The sequence below is a fragment of the Labilibaculum sp. DW002 genome, from assembly GCF_029029525.1.
Taxonomy (GTDB): domain Bacteria; phylum Bacteroidota; class Bacteroidia; order Bacteroidales; family Marinifilaceae; genus Paralabilibaculum; species Paralabilibaculum antarcticum.
The window spans coordinates 595,918-611,348 of record NZ_JAKJSC010000002.1 but is presented as its reverse complement, the minus strand read 5'-3'; the positions used below and the strand labels follow the sequence as shown (position 1 = coordinate 611,348).

The 15,431-nt window shown below is 36.1% G+C and carries 8 protein-coding genes and 5 tRNA genes; 7 read left to right on the top strand and 6 right to left on the bottom strand.

Annotated elements, in window-relative coordinates; all coding sequences use genetic code 11:
- Nucleotides 1-174: 174 nt before the first annotated feature.
- Entirely contained in the window at nucleotides 175-1,212 is a 1,038-nt protein-coding gene (locus L3049_RS14020; RefSeq protein ID WP_275110440.1) for a DHH family phosphoesterase, read from the bottom strand.
- A gap of 181 nt (nucleotides 1,213-1,393) precedes the next feature.
- Here L3049_RS14020 and L3049_RS14015 point away from each other — a divergent pair, with 181 nt between their 5' ends.
- Nucleotides 1,394-1,813, top strand: a complete 420-nt coding sequence (locus tag L3049_RS14015; RefSeq protein ID WP_275110439.1) for a nucleoside-diphosphate kinase — start codon at nucleotides 1,394-1,396, stop codon at nucleotides 1,811-1,813.
- Nucleotides 1,814-1,870: 57 nt separating this feature from the next.
- Here the strand turns inward: L3049_RS14015 and L3049_RS14010 are convergent, their stop codons facing one another.
- Nucleotides 1,871-2,161 (bottom strand): DciA family protein, encoded by a 291-nt coding sequence (locus L3049_RS14010; protein ID WP_275110438.1) that lies wholly within the window; start codon nucleotides 2,159-2,161, stop codon nucleotides 1,871-1,873.
- Between the two features lie 5 nt (nucleotides 2,162-2,166).
- Nucleotides 2,167-3,267, bottom strand: coding sequence for a DNA replication/repair protein RecF (gene recF, locus L3049_RS14005; protein ID WP_275110437.1), 1,101 nt, complete (start codon nucleotides 3,265-3,267; stop codon nucleotides 2,167-2,169).
- A gap of 179 nt (nucleotides 3,268-3,446) precedes the next feature.
- On the opposite strand from recF, the gene L3049_RS14000 reads away from it, so the two are divergent.
- The 6 genes from L3049_RS14000 to L3049_RS13975 all read left to right on the top strand — a co-directional run bounded on the left by L3049_RS14000 (nucleotide 3,447) and on the right by L3049_RS13975 (nucleotide 5,113).
- Complete coding sequence (locus tag L3049_RS14000; RefSeq protein ID WP_275110436.1) at nucleotides 3,447-4,139, top strand: tetratricopeptide repeat protein; 693 nt, start codon at nucleotides 3,447-3,449, stop codon at nucleotides 4,137-4,139.
- Between the two features lie 480 nt (nucleotides 4,140-4,619).
- Nucleotides 4,620-4,701, top strand: a tRNA-Tyr gene (locus L3049_RS13995).
- A 57-nt stretch (nucleotides 4,702-4,758) separates the two neighbouring features.
- A tRNA-Gly gene (locus L3049_RS13990) sits at nucleotides 4,759-4,831 on the top strand.
- A 21-nt stretch (nucleotides 4,832-4,852) separates the two neighbouring features.
- Nucleotides 4,853-4,934, top strand: a tRNA-Tyr gene (locus L3049_RS13985).
- A gap of 14 nt (nucleotides 4,935-4,948) precedes the next feature.
- Nucleotides 4,949-5,021 (top strand) — tRNA-Gly (locus tag L3049_RS13980).
- 7 nt (nucleotides 5,022-5,028) lie between these two features.
- Nucleotides 5,029-5,113, top strand: a tRNA-Ser gene (locus tag L3049_RS13975).
- A gap of 557 nt (nucleotides 5,114-5,670) precedes the next feature.
- Here L3049_RS13975 and porV read toward each other — a convergent pair.
- The 3 genes from porV to L3049_RS13960 form a co-directional block, all read right to left on the bottom strand.
- The gene (gene porV / locus L3049_RS13970; protein ID WP_275110435.1) at nucleotides 5,671-6,837 is read right to left on the bottom strand and encodes a type IX secretion system outer membrane channel protein PorV; all 1,167 of its coding nucleotides are present in this window, start codon (nucleotides 6,835-6,837) and stop codon (nucleotides 5,671-5,673) included.
- A gap of 90 nt (nucleotides 6,838-6,927) precedes the next feature.
- Nucleotides 6,928-14,400, bottom strand: coding sequence for a LamG-like jellyroll fold domain-containing protein (locus L3049_RS13965; RefSeq protein WP_275110434.1), 7,473 nt, complete (start codon nucleotides 14,398-14,400; stop codon nucleotides 6,928-6,930).
- A 210-nt stretch (nucleotides 14,401-14,610) separates the two neighbouring features.
- Nucleotides 14,611-15,342 (bottom strand): response regulator, encoded by a 732-nt coding sequence (locus L3049_RS13960; protein ID WP_275110433.1) that lies wholly within the window; start codon nucleotides 15,340-15,342, stop codon nucleotides 14,611-14,613.
- Between the last annotated feature and the right edge of the window lie 89 nt (nucleotides 15,343-15,431).

The following is a 15,431-nucleotide window of genomic DNA, read 5'->3' as shown; positions in this document are numbered from 1 at the left end:
CGAACTTCATAGATAAAAATTCAGGTTACTATCCCGACCACCTAAAATCGGGCAATATTGGTTAATCTTTGATTTTATTATCCCCTAAAACAAATCATCATCAATCAAAGACGACCACTAATCGTAACTGAGCAAATATCATACCACTAAGTCTTTTATTTTACAAATAGTGATTTATTTTTCTTCCAAAGTTTTATGAAAATCAGGCAATACTTTCTTAAATAGGTTTATTGCTTCATCTAATTTAAGATCTGTTCTACCTCCAGCGGCATTCATATGTCCTCCACCATTAAAATATTCGCGAGCAACACTATTAATAGGAACATTTCCTTTCGATCTAAATGAAATTTTTACCACATCATCTTTTTCAATAAAGATAACTGACATCTTCATGCCCTGGATAGATAAAGGATAGTTCACAAAGCCTTCTGTATCTCCATCTTTGTAATTAAAACGTACTAAATCTTCCTTTGTAAGCTTTATTATAGCCGCCTGATAGTCAGACAACACTTCCATTCCTTGATCCAAACAATGTCCTAACAACTTCATGCGATCTGGGGAGAAATTATCGTATACATTAGAATGAATTTTACTTTTATCAATACCATTTGCAATTAAGCTACCTACAATTTGATAGGTTCTTGGTTGCGAAGAATTGTAACTCAATCCACCCGTATCAGTAATGATTCCAGTATAAATACATTCTGAAATTCGATCATCAATTAAGTTCTCGTCGCCTAATGCTTCAATAAATTCGTACATCATTTCGCAAGTAGAACACATTTTCACATCCGAAAACATCAAATCTACAATTGGCTCTGGCTCTGGATGATGATCAATCATTATTTTTTTTGCAGTAGCTTTCTCTAGAACTGTTTCTAAATCGCCCGAGCGCTTAAAAGAATTATGATCTACAATAAATATCAAATCAGAAGAATTCAAATACTCCTCGGCCTTTTTCTTACCATTGGTATAAATCCAAACATCAGAATTTTCTGGCAGCCATTTTAAAAATACAGGGTATGCACTTGGACTTATTATCTGTGCTTGCTTTCCTTTTTTCTTTAAATATTGATATAGAGCAAGCGATGAGCCTATCGCATCACCATCTGGACCTGAATGAGGTATGATTGAAATTTTTGTTGAATCAGAAAGTAATACTTTCGCTTCTTTAATTAGATTTTTGTCAATCCTATTAAGCAAATCGTTCATTCTTTTATTGGGTTGATTTAAAAATAAGACGTAAAGATACAACAGATCGTTTAATAATAAACTGAAGAGTCTGAAAACAAATTTAGCTGCGCTTGTATTTTTCTTGTTTTGTTAAACGAACTATTGCACAGGTGCTCAGAATAATTAATTTTGTATACGAAACATTTAACTATACACATACATGAGAAGTGACAGAACTTTCACAATGATAAAACCAGATGCTGTAGCCAATGGATATATTGGTGATATTTTAGCCGCAATAACAAAGGGTGGCTTTAGAATTGCAGCAATGAAATACACAAAAATCAGCAAAGAACAGGCAGAAGTATTTTATGAGGTTCACAAAGAACGTCCATTTTATGGCGAGTTGACTGATTTTATGAGTTCAGGTCCCATTGTCGCAGCAATTCTTGAAAAAGAGAATGCAGTGGCTGATTTTAGAAAATTAATTGGTGCTACTAATCCTGCCGAAGCCGAAGAAGGAACTATTCGTAAACAATTTGCTGAATCGATGTCTAAAAATGCAGTTCACGGTTCCGATAGTGATGAAAATGCTTGTATCGAAGGTGCATTTCATTTTGCAGGAACGGAAATGTTTTAATACGAAATTAAGAATAGATAAAAAGCGCATTAAGAGTAATCTTGATGCGCTTTTCTTTTATCGTACAATAATATCATCTATAATATTGGCTTGAACCTCTCGATTCAAAGCTTTTATTAAACCATCTTTTATCATTAAAAGCTCATTTCGAATAACCGAAGAACGAACTTTCACAAATAATTTTCGATTTCGGATGTAAATATCAGTCGTAGCATTGGCAACCGTCTTCCCGATTACTTTCTCCCAGGAAGTAACCAACTCATACTCCTTCAATTTTCCGTCTAAATTATTTTCCTTAAGTACCTGTTGAATTAACTGGTCTATTTTTTCAGTTTTACTTCTTCTCATTTTATTTAGCTTACAATGGCACCTTTATCGATAACAAACAACTGATAATCGAGATCCATTCCCGAAAGTATTTCATTTAAATGATCGCGATTGGTATCTGATATGAAAATTTGTCCAAACCTTTCTTCGGATACTAAGTGAACAATTTGCTCAACACGTTCTGCATCCAGTTTGTCGAATATATCATCTAGTAAAAGAATCGGGTTATAATCTGAAAGCTTCTTTATAAACTCGAATTGAGCCAGCTTGAGCGCAATCAAATAGGTTTTTTGCTGCCCTTGCGATCCCATTTTCTTTATAGGATAATCGCCAAGTGAAAGGATCAAATCATCTTTATGAATACCTACGGTTGTGTATTGCATCACCTGATCTTTCAATCGTGCATGGCGCAATAAATCTCGCATACTGTGATCGTTTAACTGAGATTTATATTCCAGCTTTACCAATTCGTTTCCCTTTGATATGATATTGTAATATTCCTGAAAAACCGGCATCAGCTTATTCAAAAAGTTCTGGCGTTTTTCATGAATTGAAGCTGATAGAATTATCATCTGTTCATCCCAAATGCTCAAACTATCCTCTTCAAACTTGCCACGACGAGCAAAGTCTTTCAGCAACTTATTACGCTGTTGAATTACACGGTTGTATCGAATTAAATCATCCAAATACTTTCTGTCATACTGAGAGATTACACTATCCATATACTTACGTCTCTCATCGCTCCCATCGGTAATCAAGCGAACATCAGCTGGCGAAACCATTACAATGGGCAATAGTCCAATATGCTCCGAAAGTTTTTTATATTCCTTCTTATTCCGCTTAAAATTCTTTTTCTGTCCGCGCTTAACACCACAATAAATCAGCTCATCCTTGTCTTTTCGCTTATAGTTGCCTTCAAGCACCATAAAGAGTTCTTCGTGTTTGATGTTCAGCTGATCTGTAGAAGAAAAATAACTTTTGCAAAAACTCAGATAATAGACAGCATCTAACAAATTGGTTTTCCCCATTCCGTTATTACCTATAAAACAGTTTATTTTAGGCGAAAAATTCAATTCTAAATCAAGTATGTTTTTATAATTTAAGAGGGATATTTTTTCCAGATGCATGTATAATATAACTTAGGTGAACGCTGCAAAATTACGAAATAAAATCAATTCGAATTTAATTATTTAGATCTATTAATAATGTAAAATCACTTGTTCATTTTTTATAGAAATTATGCCTTATATTTCGTAAAAAAAATTACATTTGCGTTAGAAAAAATAAAACATTAAATATTTCTAGTATGTCTACAAACAAAAACGATCAGGTTCACGAAGATAATTTTGAAAACTTAGAAGAAGCTTTAGGGAGAACCGAACAATATATCGAGAAAAATCAAAAGAAGCTTACCACAATAGCTCTTGCAATAATGGTAGTGGCTGTAGCTATTTTTGCTTTCCAAAAGTACTACAAAGCACCTCTTGAAGAGAATGCTAAGAGTCAAATATACCAAGCACAAAGATATTTCGATCAAGATTCATTCAAACTTGTTTTAAATGGCGATGAGAATTATCCTGGTGTTCTTAGTATTATCGATGAATTTGGTTCTACCTCTGCAGGTAATCTATCTCAATATTACGCAGGTATTTCATATTTAAGAATTGGTGAATTCCAAAAAGCAATTGATCATTTAGGTAAATTTAGTTCTGATGACTTCTTGTTGAGCACTGAAGCTATTGCTGCAACTGGTGATGCATATATGGAACTTGGAGAAACTAAAAAAGCTGCTTCGAACTATATGGATGCAAGTTCATTCAATGCAAATGACTTTACGACTCCAATCTACTTGCAAAAAGCAGGTATCGCTTACGAAATGGTTGGTGATTTTAATAGTGCTATTGCAGCATACGAAAAAATTGAAAAAGATTTTGCTAAATCAGCAGAAGCTCGTGACGTTGAAAAATACATCACCAGAGCGAAAGCAATGTTGAAATAGTAAAAACAAAAAAATATAAAAACGGAGACTAAGCAATTAGTTTCCGTTTTTTTTTGCTCTTTACTTTCGACTCATGCCTCTTAAACATCAATCGGCAAATAAATACTCTATCTGCATTTAAAGCTTTCCTGAGCGCATATATTGTAATTTAGAGTTCATTGCTTTCTTTATGTATAAAATTCTTCTTAGAAAGCCATTTTCCATCTACTTTTCCATTTTATCAAACTTACATTCATTACAAGATATTCAAAATAATCGATTCTAATTTTGAATAAAAAATGCACAAAAAGAGGAAATATTCAGTTCGCCGTTTATTTTTTTCAAAAAAAAGTTCAAAAATAGTTTCTAGTAAATCAAACACTTACATAAAAAAAAGCTTTTTTTTGAAAAAAAATCTCGGGTACCCCTTGTATATTCTACCAAAGCCCCTATATTTGCATCCGCAATCAAGAAACAAAGTTCTTTAAAACATTGCAATTGGGGAAGATACCAAAGTGGCCAACTGGGGCGGACTGTAACTCCGCTGACTTCGTCTTCGTAGGTTCGAATCCTGCTCTTCCCACAACATTCTGAAGCAAACAAATTCATTCAATAACGATTGATGAATTGCTAAAGATCTGCGGGAATAGCTCAGTTGATAGAGCATCAGCCTTCCAAGCTGAGGGTCGCGAGTTTGAGTCTCGTTTCCCGCTCAATTTTATTGTAAATATATTGGGGAGATACCAAAGTGGCCAACTGGGGCGGACTGTAACTCCGCTGACTTCGTCTTCGTAGGTTCGAATCCTGCTCTCCCCACTATTATATTTTCTGCGGGAATAGCTCAGTTGATAGAGCATCAGCCTTCCAAGCTGAGGGTCGCGAGTTTGAGTCTCGTTTCCCGCTCAATTAAGGAGAGATGGCAGAGTGGTCGAATGCGGTAGTCTTGAAAACTATTGTGCGGCAACGTACCGGGGGTTCGAATCCCTCTCTCTCCGCTTTAAAGCATCAAGGTTGAAAAACTTTGATGCTTTTTTTATGCCCAAAACTTTCATGGATGAGTCTCGATTAATTGTGAACTGGTCTATAATAAATTCATAAAGGTGAACGAGAAATTAACACTTTTTCGACGTTCCTAATTCCTTTCGCTGCCCATCTTCCATAACAAGCAATGTATTGGCCCTATCTGGGCTCAAATTATAATTGTCAAGGTTGACTTCATTATTCTCGGACAAGAGTTGTTATGATCCAAATTCAGCAATAATTCACACTCTGGCGATTACCATTTAAAAGGTCAGCTTACTCTTCATACCAAACGTCTTCATTTTCCCAAACTTGTTTCTGGTTTCAGTAGACAAAGCCAGATTTACCCGAACATTTTCCAAGCAACCACTAAGTTTGTTATATGAAGCAATGAGCAATGTCCTATTTTTAATCCTGTTGTATCTCAATGAGAATTAGATAAAATTACACATAAAAAACACCCCAAATGTTGAGTCTAACATTTGGGGTGCAGTTCATTGAGGTGGGGATTTTAAAATGAATAGAATCGGATTTAGTTCAAAAGGCTTTTAAAATCGAGATTCGCTGATAAAGAAATTCTCAAGGTATTTTGCAGTGGGTGATTCGTAGCGGTTGGAATTAAATAGGCAAAATCGACATTGAACACATCAAGTTTAACACCTACTCCTGCACTAAAATACTTCCTGTTTCCTTTGCTTTCATGCTCATAGAAATAGCCTGTACGAGCTGCAAATTGATTTTGGTACCAATACTCCGCACCAAATCCCAGTGTAATTTCGTGCAACTCCTCTCTAAAGCCTCCTGGAGCATCAGTAAAGGAATTAAAAACACCTCCCATAACAGAATTATTACTAGCTGGAGATGATATGATATCTTCCGATTTTCCCCCCATCTCAATTCTTCTCCCTGCCGAACTTGGTACTAATAATTTATTCATATCAACAGAAAAACTAATTGAATTATGGGTATCAATTTGATATTTATAAGCAGTTCCAATTTTTAAATTTACAGGGATAAATTCACGCTCGGCATCTTCATAATATTTCACTTTAGAACCAATATTTGAGATATTTAATCCCCAAGACCAAATGGAGGGTGCACTTGAAGACCCATACTCCTTTTTGTAATACAAGGAAAGGTCGGCAGCAAATACTGATGCCGATTGAGCGGCACTATTTCCCTGAACAATATCGGAATAGATGTATCTAAAACTTATTGCTCCGGAAAGCGCCTCAGACAATTTACGCGAATAGGCCAGATCAAAAGCAAATTCGTAAGCTTGGCGTTTCACAGGGATTTCATCAAGTCTTTCCTGAAAAAAGATATCGCCTAAGCTAAAATACCTCATGGAACCCGCAATAGTTTGCAATTGATCGAGCTTGTAGTAAGCCGAAAGGTAGGAAACACTCATATCGTTTGCCACCTCTCTTAACCAGGGTGTGTAAGAAACCCCAATACCTGATTCCTCCTTGGCAAAACTGTACTTTGCGGCATTCCAATGCATGGAAAATAAATCAGGACTGGTTGCTACACCATTATTCCCCATCGCCCCTGCTCTGGCATCAGGGGTAATGGTAAGAAAAGGTACTGCGGTGGAAATATAATTGGCTCCTGTAACAGAGTTCTCCTGTGCCTTTGTATGACTTGTAAATACTACAAGAACGAAACAAATTATAATATACTTTAAACTGAATTTCATTTGGTTGTATTTTTATTTTGGCAAATAAAAAAACATATCAGGAGGAGCTTTTCAGCTTTTCTCCTGACATGCTTAATTCATTATTTTTTTTTAGTATTTCATTATTTTATGAATTGCTTTCTCGGATCCTGAGAACAACTGTATAAAATAAATTCCCTGAGCTCCATCAATAAAAAATTGAACTTCGCGGGTATTGGTTTCATGCTGCACCAAAAGGGTTTTACCATTTTCATCGATCACAACCACCTTCAGCTCTTTATAAGTCTTTTTCAGATTTAAAGTAACTGCTCCATGGCTAGGATTCGGATACATCTGCGAATTCACTTGCAATTGACCAAGCTCCTCTGAGAAATCATTCACCATGACCTCATCTGAATACTCAGAACAATCTCCCCTGATAATTTCAACAACATAAGTCCCATTCTCCAAGGCAACATAAGATTGACCAGAAGCTCCCGAAATTAATTCATCTACTATGCCTACTTTAAACCACTGATATTCCGCACCGTCCTGATTGCTTCTCATTGTTCTTCCTGAAACACTTACAAAAGTTTCAATTTCTGGAATAAACAGATTTAAAGTAACAATAGAATCACAACCTACCGAGTTGGTCAAAGTATGAGTTGCCATATTGTTGCTTTCGGTATAAAGCAAACCATCAATCCACTCGTAAGAACCACAGGCAGTCTGAACATCAACACCAGTACTTGGCTTGTTGATTGTCAAATTCAAACTAACAATGGAATCACAGCCTACTGAATTGGTAAAAGTATAAGTTGCGGTATTGTTGCTTTCGGTATAAATCACACCATCAATCCACTCATAAGAACCACAGGCAGTCTGAACATCAACACCAGTACTTGGCTTATTGATTGTCAAATTCAATCTAACGATAGAATCACAGCCTACCGAGTTGGTCAAAGTGTGAGTTGCCGTATTGTTGCTTTCGGTATAAATCATACCATCAATCCACTCGTAAGAACCACAGGCAGTCTGAACATCAACACCAGTACTTGGCTTGTTGATTGTCAAATTCAATGTAACAATGGAATCACAGCCTACCGAGTTGCTCAAAGTATGAGTCGCCGTATTGTTGCTTTCGGTATAAAGCAAACCATCAATCCACTCGTAAGAACCACAGGCAGTCTGAACATCAACACCAGTACTTGGCTGATTAATGGTCAAATTCAATGTAACGATAGAATCACAAGCTACTGAGTTGGTCAAAGTATGAGTCGCCGTATTGTTGCTTTCGGTATACACATTACCGTCAATCCACTCGTAAGAACCACAGGCAGTCTGAACATCAACACCTGAAGACTTACTTGCTACAAGGGTAATTTGTTCATTTTTAGCTTCACTTATACTAAGCATCCCACTAGACTGCTCAAAACATTCAGCATCACAAATCCAACTGTGAGTGCCGCTTGTAAGATCAATATACGCTTGTCCACTTTCGTCAGTAGTAAGAGTTTCTCCATCTACAACAATTGTTGCACCTATTATAGGCTTAGAGTCTGCATCTTTTACATTAAAAGTAACTTCGAATCTAGGTACTTCCAGCTCAATATTAACGACAGCACCACTTGTTGTAACGCCAAATTCATCGTTAAGATCTAAGAAACCATCTGCTTTACAAGTAAAGAAGTGGAATCCTTTAGAAAGTTCCATTGTTGCAAGACCACTTGCATTAGAAGAAACTGTTGTTTCTCCAACTTTTATACTTGCACCCGATATTGGGTTTCCATCTTCGTCTTTAACGTTAAAGGTTGTTGTGAAAGTAGTAGGAGCAGTTTTTACCATTTCCACATTAACAATAGCATCTGCACCAGCAAGCTCTATATTTCCTGTTGATGGGTCGAATCCGTTAGCGTCACAAGTCCAACTGTGAGTGTCATTTGTAAGGTCAATATATGCTTGACCACTTTCGTCGATAGTAAGGGTTTCACCATCTACAACAATTGTTGCACCTATTATAGGCTTAGAGTCTGCATCTTTTACATTAAAAGTAACTTCGAATCTAGGTACTTCCATCATAATATTAACGACTGTACCACTTGTTTTAACGCCAAATTCATCGTTAAGATCTAAGAAACCGTCTGCTTTACAATCAAAGAAGTGGTATCCTTTGGTAAGTTCCATTGTGGCAACACCACTTGCATTAGAAGAAACTGTTGTTTCTCCAACTTTTATACTTGCACCCAATATTGGGTTTCCATCTTCGTCTTTAACGTTAAAGGTTGTTGTGAAAGTAGTAGGAGCAGTTTTTTCCATCTCCACATTCATCACTTCATCCGTAATAGTAATCTCTATTTCACCTGTAGCTTGATCGTAAGAATTCGCATCACAAGTCCATAGATGAACATCACTTGTCAATTCAACAGTAACAACACCATTGGAATCGGCAGTTAATGTTTTACCATCAATATTAAATGTAGCTCCTGAAATTGGGTTTGCATCAACATCTTTAATATTGAAAGTAGCCTGATAAGTTTTAGGAGCAGTTTTTTTCATCTCCACATTCACCACTTCATCCGTAATGTTAACCTCTATTTCACCTGTAGCTTCGTCGTAAGCATTCGCATCACAAGTCCATGGGTAAACATCGCTCTCCAATTCAACAGTCACTACACCATTGGCATCGGTAGTTAATGTTTTACCATCGATTTTGATTGTAGCTCCTGAAATTGGATTTGCATCAACATCTTTAATATTGAAAGTAACTTGATATTTTGTTACAATTTTCACAAGCCCAATATACTCTTCAACCCATCCTGCGTTATCAACAACAGCAGTAAGGCCTGTTTTAGCTTCGTATCCTGGGTGGTCAATACTCCAGTTGTAGTCACCAATAGGCAGGTAAATTTCTGCTATTCCATTTTCATCAGAAGTGATTGTAGTACCTGCTATTTGAACATCAACACCACTTAATCCTTTAGTTCCTTCCTTAATCGTAAATTCAAGCAAGTAAGTTATTGGTGATAACTCAACATTTACATTCTGATCTGTTCCGTCTTCGGTTACACTAACACCTTTACTGGTATAACCATCGGCACTAACAGTAAAATTAGACAAGCCTTTTTCAATTGGGTTAGTAAATTGCCCGTTAGCATCAGTAAGTCCAGAACCACCATCGTAAGCAACAGTTGCTCCTTCGATGGGTTTAGAAGTTAATTTATCTGTTACGGTAAATGTAACATTAGATACAACTGCAAGTGCATCTAAAAATACAGTTTCGTCCATAGGTCCCATCACTGGTCCCATGAAACTTCCGCTTTTATCTGAATATCCGTCAGCTTTAATTGTGTAAGAAAAGCCCATCATATCAGTTACTACTGAAACTTTTCCTTGAGCATTGGTCGTGTAATCTTTTCCGTTTGCAGTTACAGTAGCACCTTCGATAACATTACCATCACGATTTTTGATTGTAAAATTAACCATTGGTATTGGATCAGCCTCAATTAGAATGACCTCTTCGTTGTAATCCTTATCTACAATATTAACTTCGCTCGAATAAGTCTTGTAGCCTGTGGCCGAGCATGTGTATGGGTAATCACCAGGTAATAATTCAATCGTAGCTACTCCATTTTCATCAGCTGTTAATGTTTGGTTATTAACATCAATTGTAACTCCTGAGATTGGATTGTTATCTTGTTTAACGACAGTGAATGTTGTTGTGTAAGTTGTAGGAGCCGTTTTTGCCAACACAACAGATTCATCAACATTGGCATCTTTCACCTCAACGGAACCCGTTTTTTCGTCGAATCCACCAGCATTTACGCTGTATTGGTAAGTTCCATTTGGAAGGTCGACAGTTGCTTTACCCAGATTATCAGTAGTTAAAGTATTACCATCAACTATAATAGACGCAGATTCGACATTTGCACTACCATCAGAAATTGTAAAGTTTACAGCATATTTTGCAATAAGCTTTAGAGGAAGAACGACTGTTTTATTAACAGTAGCACCAAGAACAACAATTGTTCCTGAAGCATTTTCATACCCTTCTCTAATAACAGTATAAGGATAGCTTCCGTCCGGTAATTTAATAAATACATCACCAGAATCATCAGTAAGTAAGGTTTCACCATCGATTTTGATTGTAGCTTCTGGAATTGGATCGGTATCATTATCCTGTACATTAAAGTAAACAGAATTTTTTACAACATCATTGTCATGATTACTCACTACAATGGTTTTGTTGCTAAGCTTATCGTAATCATCATCACTTAAGTTAGCATCAACCGAAACTACAATATTTGTTTCTTGTGTGCCATCAAGGATATCTTCATCAACGCCAGTTACAGTAACTGTTTGAGCCGTATTCCAAGTGTCGGTTGTAAATGTTAATGTAGCTGGAGATACTGTATTTTCACTCTCATTATCACTAACAATATTTAAAACCACATTAGATTTTGCTTGCTCAGTAAGTTTAACAGTGAATGTATCGCTTGTTTTATTTTCGCTAGTTGTAAGAGTTGTTTTTGAAACTTCAAAATCACCTTTGACAATATTTAAACTTGCTGTATTCGAAACAGTAGAACAAGCCATATCTGGATTTTTCACATGCACGTAAAATTCAGAACCATCCATATCAGCAGTAATATCGCTGAGCGTTAAGAAATTTTCCGCACTAGTTTCATAAGCAATGCCATCATAATCAACAAGCAATTTCGTTGGATTATTAGCCAATAGTGTTGTACTGTTTGTTTTTAAATTAGAAAAAGAAAGCTCATTAGAACCTGAGTAAATTTCATACAATTCAAAACTCACACCATTATTAATCGATTTAGAGATACCTTTGTTTGTGGCGACATATAATACGCCATCAATCATCTCAACATCAAAACAATAATTATCAGACAAACCATCGGCAGTGGTTTTAAATGTAAAGTTCTCACCGCCATCAGTTGAAATTCCCAAACCTACAGCAGTTGACATATATAAATGATCTCCGTACTGATAAACCCCTGTTGCTTGATGTTCGGCAGTAGCTACTCCACCACCAAATTTCACTGCAAAATTTCCTCCATTATCATAAGAGACAGATAAACCTCCAGCTCCTAAGTCTCCAACGAAACCTGGTTTTCCTTTTGAAACACAATAAACTGTTTCTCCATCAATAAATAAATCTGTAACCAGCTTTCCTGCTAAACCAAAATCGGAATCTCTATAAATAAAAGATTCACCTTTATCAAAGGAAATAGAAACGCCACCTTTAGCATCTCCAATAGTGTTCTCACCATTTATCACATAAACATTATCGTTTTGTGCATAAACTTTCAAACAGGCATTATCTTTTAATCCATGGGCAGTTGTTTTTATTGTAAACGACTCTCCATTGTCAGTTGAAATATATAATCCTCTATCCGTGGCTACATATATAGTCCCATCATGCACAAGAACATCTTTACAATTTGCATTTCCAAGACTTTGAGAAATAGCAAAACTCTTTCCAAGATCGGTCGAAATGGCAAATCCTCCATCAGTAGCGACATAAATATTTGAGCCCGAAGCAAATGCTGAATTTATATTAGAGTCAGGAAGTCCGTTTGTATTTTTATCAACACCAACAGTCTGATCATAACTTTGATGCCAAGTATATTGGTAGTTTTCTGCATTCGTATTTACTGAAAAACGAGCTTCTCCTCCTGCAACTACATTAGCATCTTCTGGTTGCTCATTGATTGCAGGTGCAGCATTTACCACAAGAGAAAATTCATCGCTAATCGAAAAATAATCACGTTCTAATTTTAATACATATGCGCCTGCATCGGCCAAATTCCCTTCAATTGATAAAGTTTTTCCAGTCGACAAATCAGAACCATTACGAGACCATAAACCTGTATAATAAGAAGAGGCATCGAAACCCGAAACTTCATCGATAAGCGTAGTAGAAATAATAGAAGCAGAAGAGGCAGTAGCATGATAATTATTACCACTAACATCTTTTATTACCGACAAATCAGAATCGGCAGAGGATACAAGCATAGGGTAATAAGCCACCAAATTGCTTCGCTTAGGATGGGCATCAGCTATTGGCGCACTCATTATAGTGGCAATTTCTTCCTCAGATAAAATCACATCCCAAAAAGAGACTTCAGTCATTAATCCATCGTAATAATTCCCTTTTTTGGAGTTATTACCATCGAACTCGGTTCCTAAGGAGATATAATCATTACCATCAAAAGACTGGTTATCAGAAAAAGTTAGTACTAATTTGCCATCAGCATATAGCTTGGTCTCTTTTGTGTCATCATTATAAGTGTAACCCACATAATGCCACTTACCATCAACCACATCAGTAGTAGAGCTTCGAGCATCTTCACCATCATAAACAGCAAGAGTACCATTGGTGTTAATCTGCAAATTACTGATGTTATAATCACCCGAATTTTCGTTTATTCCGACTAAGGACTGTGCTTCATCAGCAGCATTTTCTTTCTTCATCCACAAAAACACAGACCGGTCTTTTGCAGCCAAAGGAACAACCAAATCATTTAATTGCACCCAATTGCTATTTGCATCGTCGAAAGAAGCATAGCTGGTATAAGAAGAAGAAGAAGTAACAGAAAACGGATTGTTTTCACAAAGCTCTTGATCTTTAATTACATCTTGAGTTAAAACTGTTGAGTTGATCGTTAAATCTAAGGTAACAACACTGTCACAACCCATTTTATTAGTATAGGTATAGGTAGCAGTATTGTTGCTCTCCGTATAGATTACACCATCGACCCAAGTATAAGAGGGAGTATAAGAATCTATAATATCCACACCTAAAATGTCCTGATTAAATGCCAGATTAATCGTAATGAGACTATCGAGACCACCTTGAGCAGCACCAGGCAGGATATCTTTATAAGTTCCTTCTTCGGTATATATATTACCTGCAGGACTTAAATATTCATCACCACTGCAAATAACTTCACTTATTGTATTACAAACAGATCCTTTCGGGCAATAGCTAGCAAAATCGAAAAATATATTAGTAATGCTACCAATTCCATAATTAACCTGTTGATTTTCACAAAACATTAAAGCATAATAGGTACCCGCTTCAATAAAATCAAAACCATTGTTCATCAAGTTCTTCCAACCTTCTTCTGGATGACTCTCATCAACAGCAATACTATATGGGCCATGATATTCTTTAGGCCACACATACCCAAAACCAATTGATTTACATTTCCCAAAACCACAAAAATTCCCTGCCATTGAGTAGTATATCAAATCAGATACAGATGTAGGAGTTTCTTTATCTGAAGTATATAATATAACAGATCCGGCTAATGGAGTAAAGTTTTCTATTAAAGACAGCAACGACCCTTTCTCAGGCAAAATAATCTTGGCCATCTTCACTTTACAACATGCGATAGTGTTACAATTCCCTTGCATAGTGGTGGCATCAAAACCATCACTCGAATTAAAATCAGAAATTGTATAAGGGAATGTATCAACAATATACGGATCGTCAAACGAACCAGTTTGTGCCCACAAATTTGTGGACATCAATAAAAAAAAGCTCAAAAGAGCCAATTGATAAAGGAGTAATTTTCTTCTCATAAGTATAGATAATAGATTAAATTTTCACCGTTAAATTTGCTATTATTCAATTCAAAATCTGAATTGATTTTAACAAATTGCGATGCGAAAATAGATCTAATATCAGACCTGGGAGACTGAAATGTTCTGAATAGGACTCAGAATGTTCTAAGTGAATTTATGAAAACTACAGGTTGAAGAGGCAGCTGTAAATTCAGTACTAATGGGGAGCTATTTTATGGTAATCATCTTTATCAACTGCTCGGCATATGATTTTCCTACAGGAATTTTACAGCCATCAACTATTACCATACCCAAATTTAGACTCTCTATAAAATCAATATTGATTGAATAGGAACGATGAATACGCACAAAATTCTGTGGTAAATCTGCAAGTACACCTAGCATTGAAGAGCGCAGAACATGACGCTTTTTATTCACTGTGTGCAGCTCAACATAAACATGATCACTTTTGATATATACAATATCGGAGTACTTCACTTTATGAAACAAGTCATTGGATTTCACAAAAAAAGAATCGTGAATTTTCACAAGAGGAGGTTCACTCAAAATTTCTTCTTGTTTTGAAGCTTGAAAATTATACAATGCCAATTCTATAGATGTATATAAATCATCCTGATTAAATGGCTTAACCAAATAGGCATTGGGCTTTACAATTTTAGCTTGCTCTACAGTACGTGGATCGGCAAGAGAAGTCAGAAAGATAAAAGGGATATTTGAATTTTCAGTAATGAAACGAGCTACATCAACACCATTTTTCAGCCCTTCTATTTGAATATCGAGCAGTGCAATATCTGGCTTGTCGTTCATCAGGCATTCAACAGCACCTTCATAATTTATTTGCGGCTCAAGAACTTCATAGCCCAGATCTTCGAGTAAATCCGCCATGTTCATCGCAACCAGCAACTCATCCTCAACTATCAAAATTTTAACCTTGCTCATATTTTTCTCTGATCCTTTAGTATTTAGTACTCAGCAACTCGTTATATTCTGCAAATTTAAAAAAACTTTCGTTAGCTAAATGACAACGA

Bases quoted from the DNA above. Each gene is read 5' to 3' on its own strand.
- L3049_RS14020 (WP_275110440.1), bottom strand. From the start codon at position 1,212: ATGAACGATTTGCTTAATAGGATTGACAAAAATCTAATTAAAGAAGCG.
- L3049_RS14015 (WP_275110439.1), top strand. From the start codon at position 1,394: ATGAGAAGTGACAGAACTTTCACAATGATAAAACCAGATGCTGTAGCC.
- L3049_RS14010 (WP_275110438.1), bottom strand. From the start codon at position 2,161: ATGAGAAGAAGTAAAACTGAAAAAATAGACCAGTTAATTCAACAGGTA.
- recF (WP_275110437.1), bottom strand. From the start codon at position 3,267: ATGCATCTGGAAAAAATATCCCTCTTAAATTATAAAAACATACTTGAT.
- L3049_RS14000 (WP_275110436.1), top strand. From the start codon at position 3,447: ATGTCTACAAACAAAAACGATCAGGTTCACGAAGATAATTTTGAAAAC.
- porV (WP_275110435.1), bottom strand. From the start codon at position 6,837: ATGAAATTCAGTTTAAAGTATATTATAATTTGTTTCGTTCTTGTAGTA.
- L3049_RS13965 (WP_275110434.1), bottom strand. From the start codon at position 14,400: ATGAGAAGAAAATTACTCCTTTATCAATTGGCTCTTTTGAGCTTTTTT.
- L3049_RS13960 (WP_275110433.1), bottom strand. From the start codon at position 15,342: ATGAGCAAGGTTAAAATTTTGATAGTTGAGGATGAGTTGCTGGTTGCG.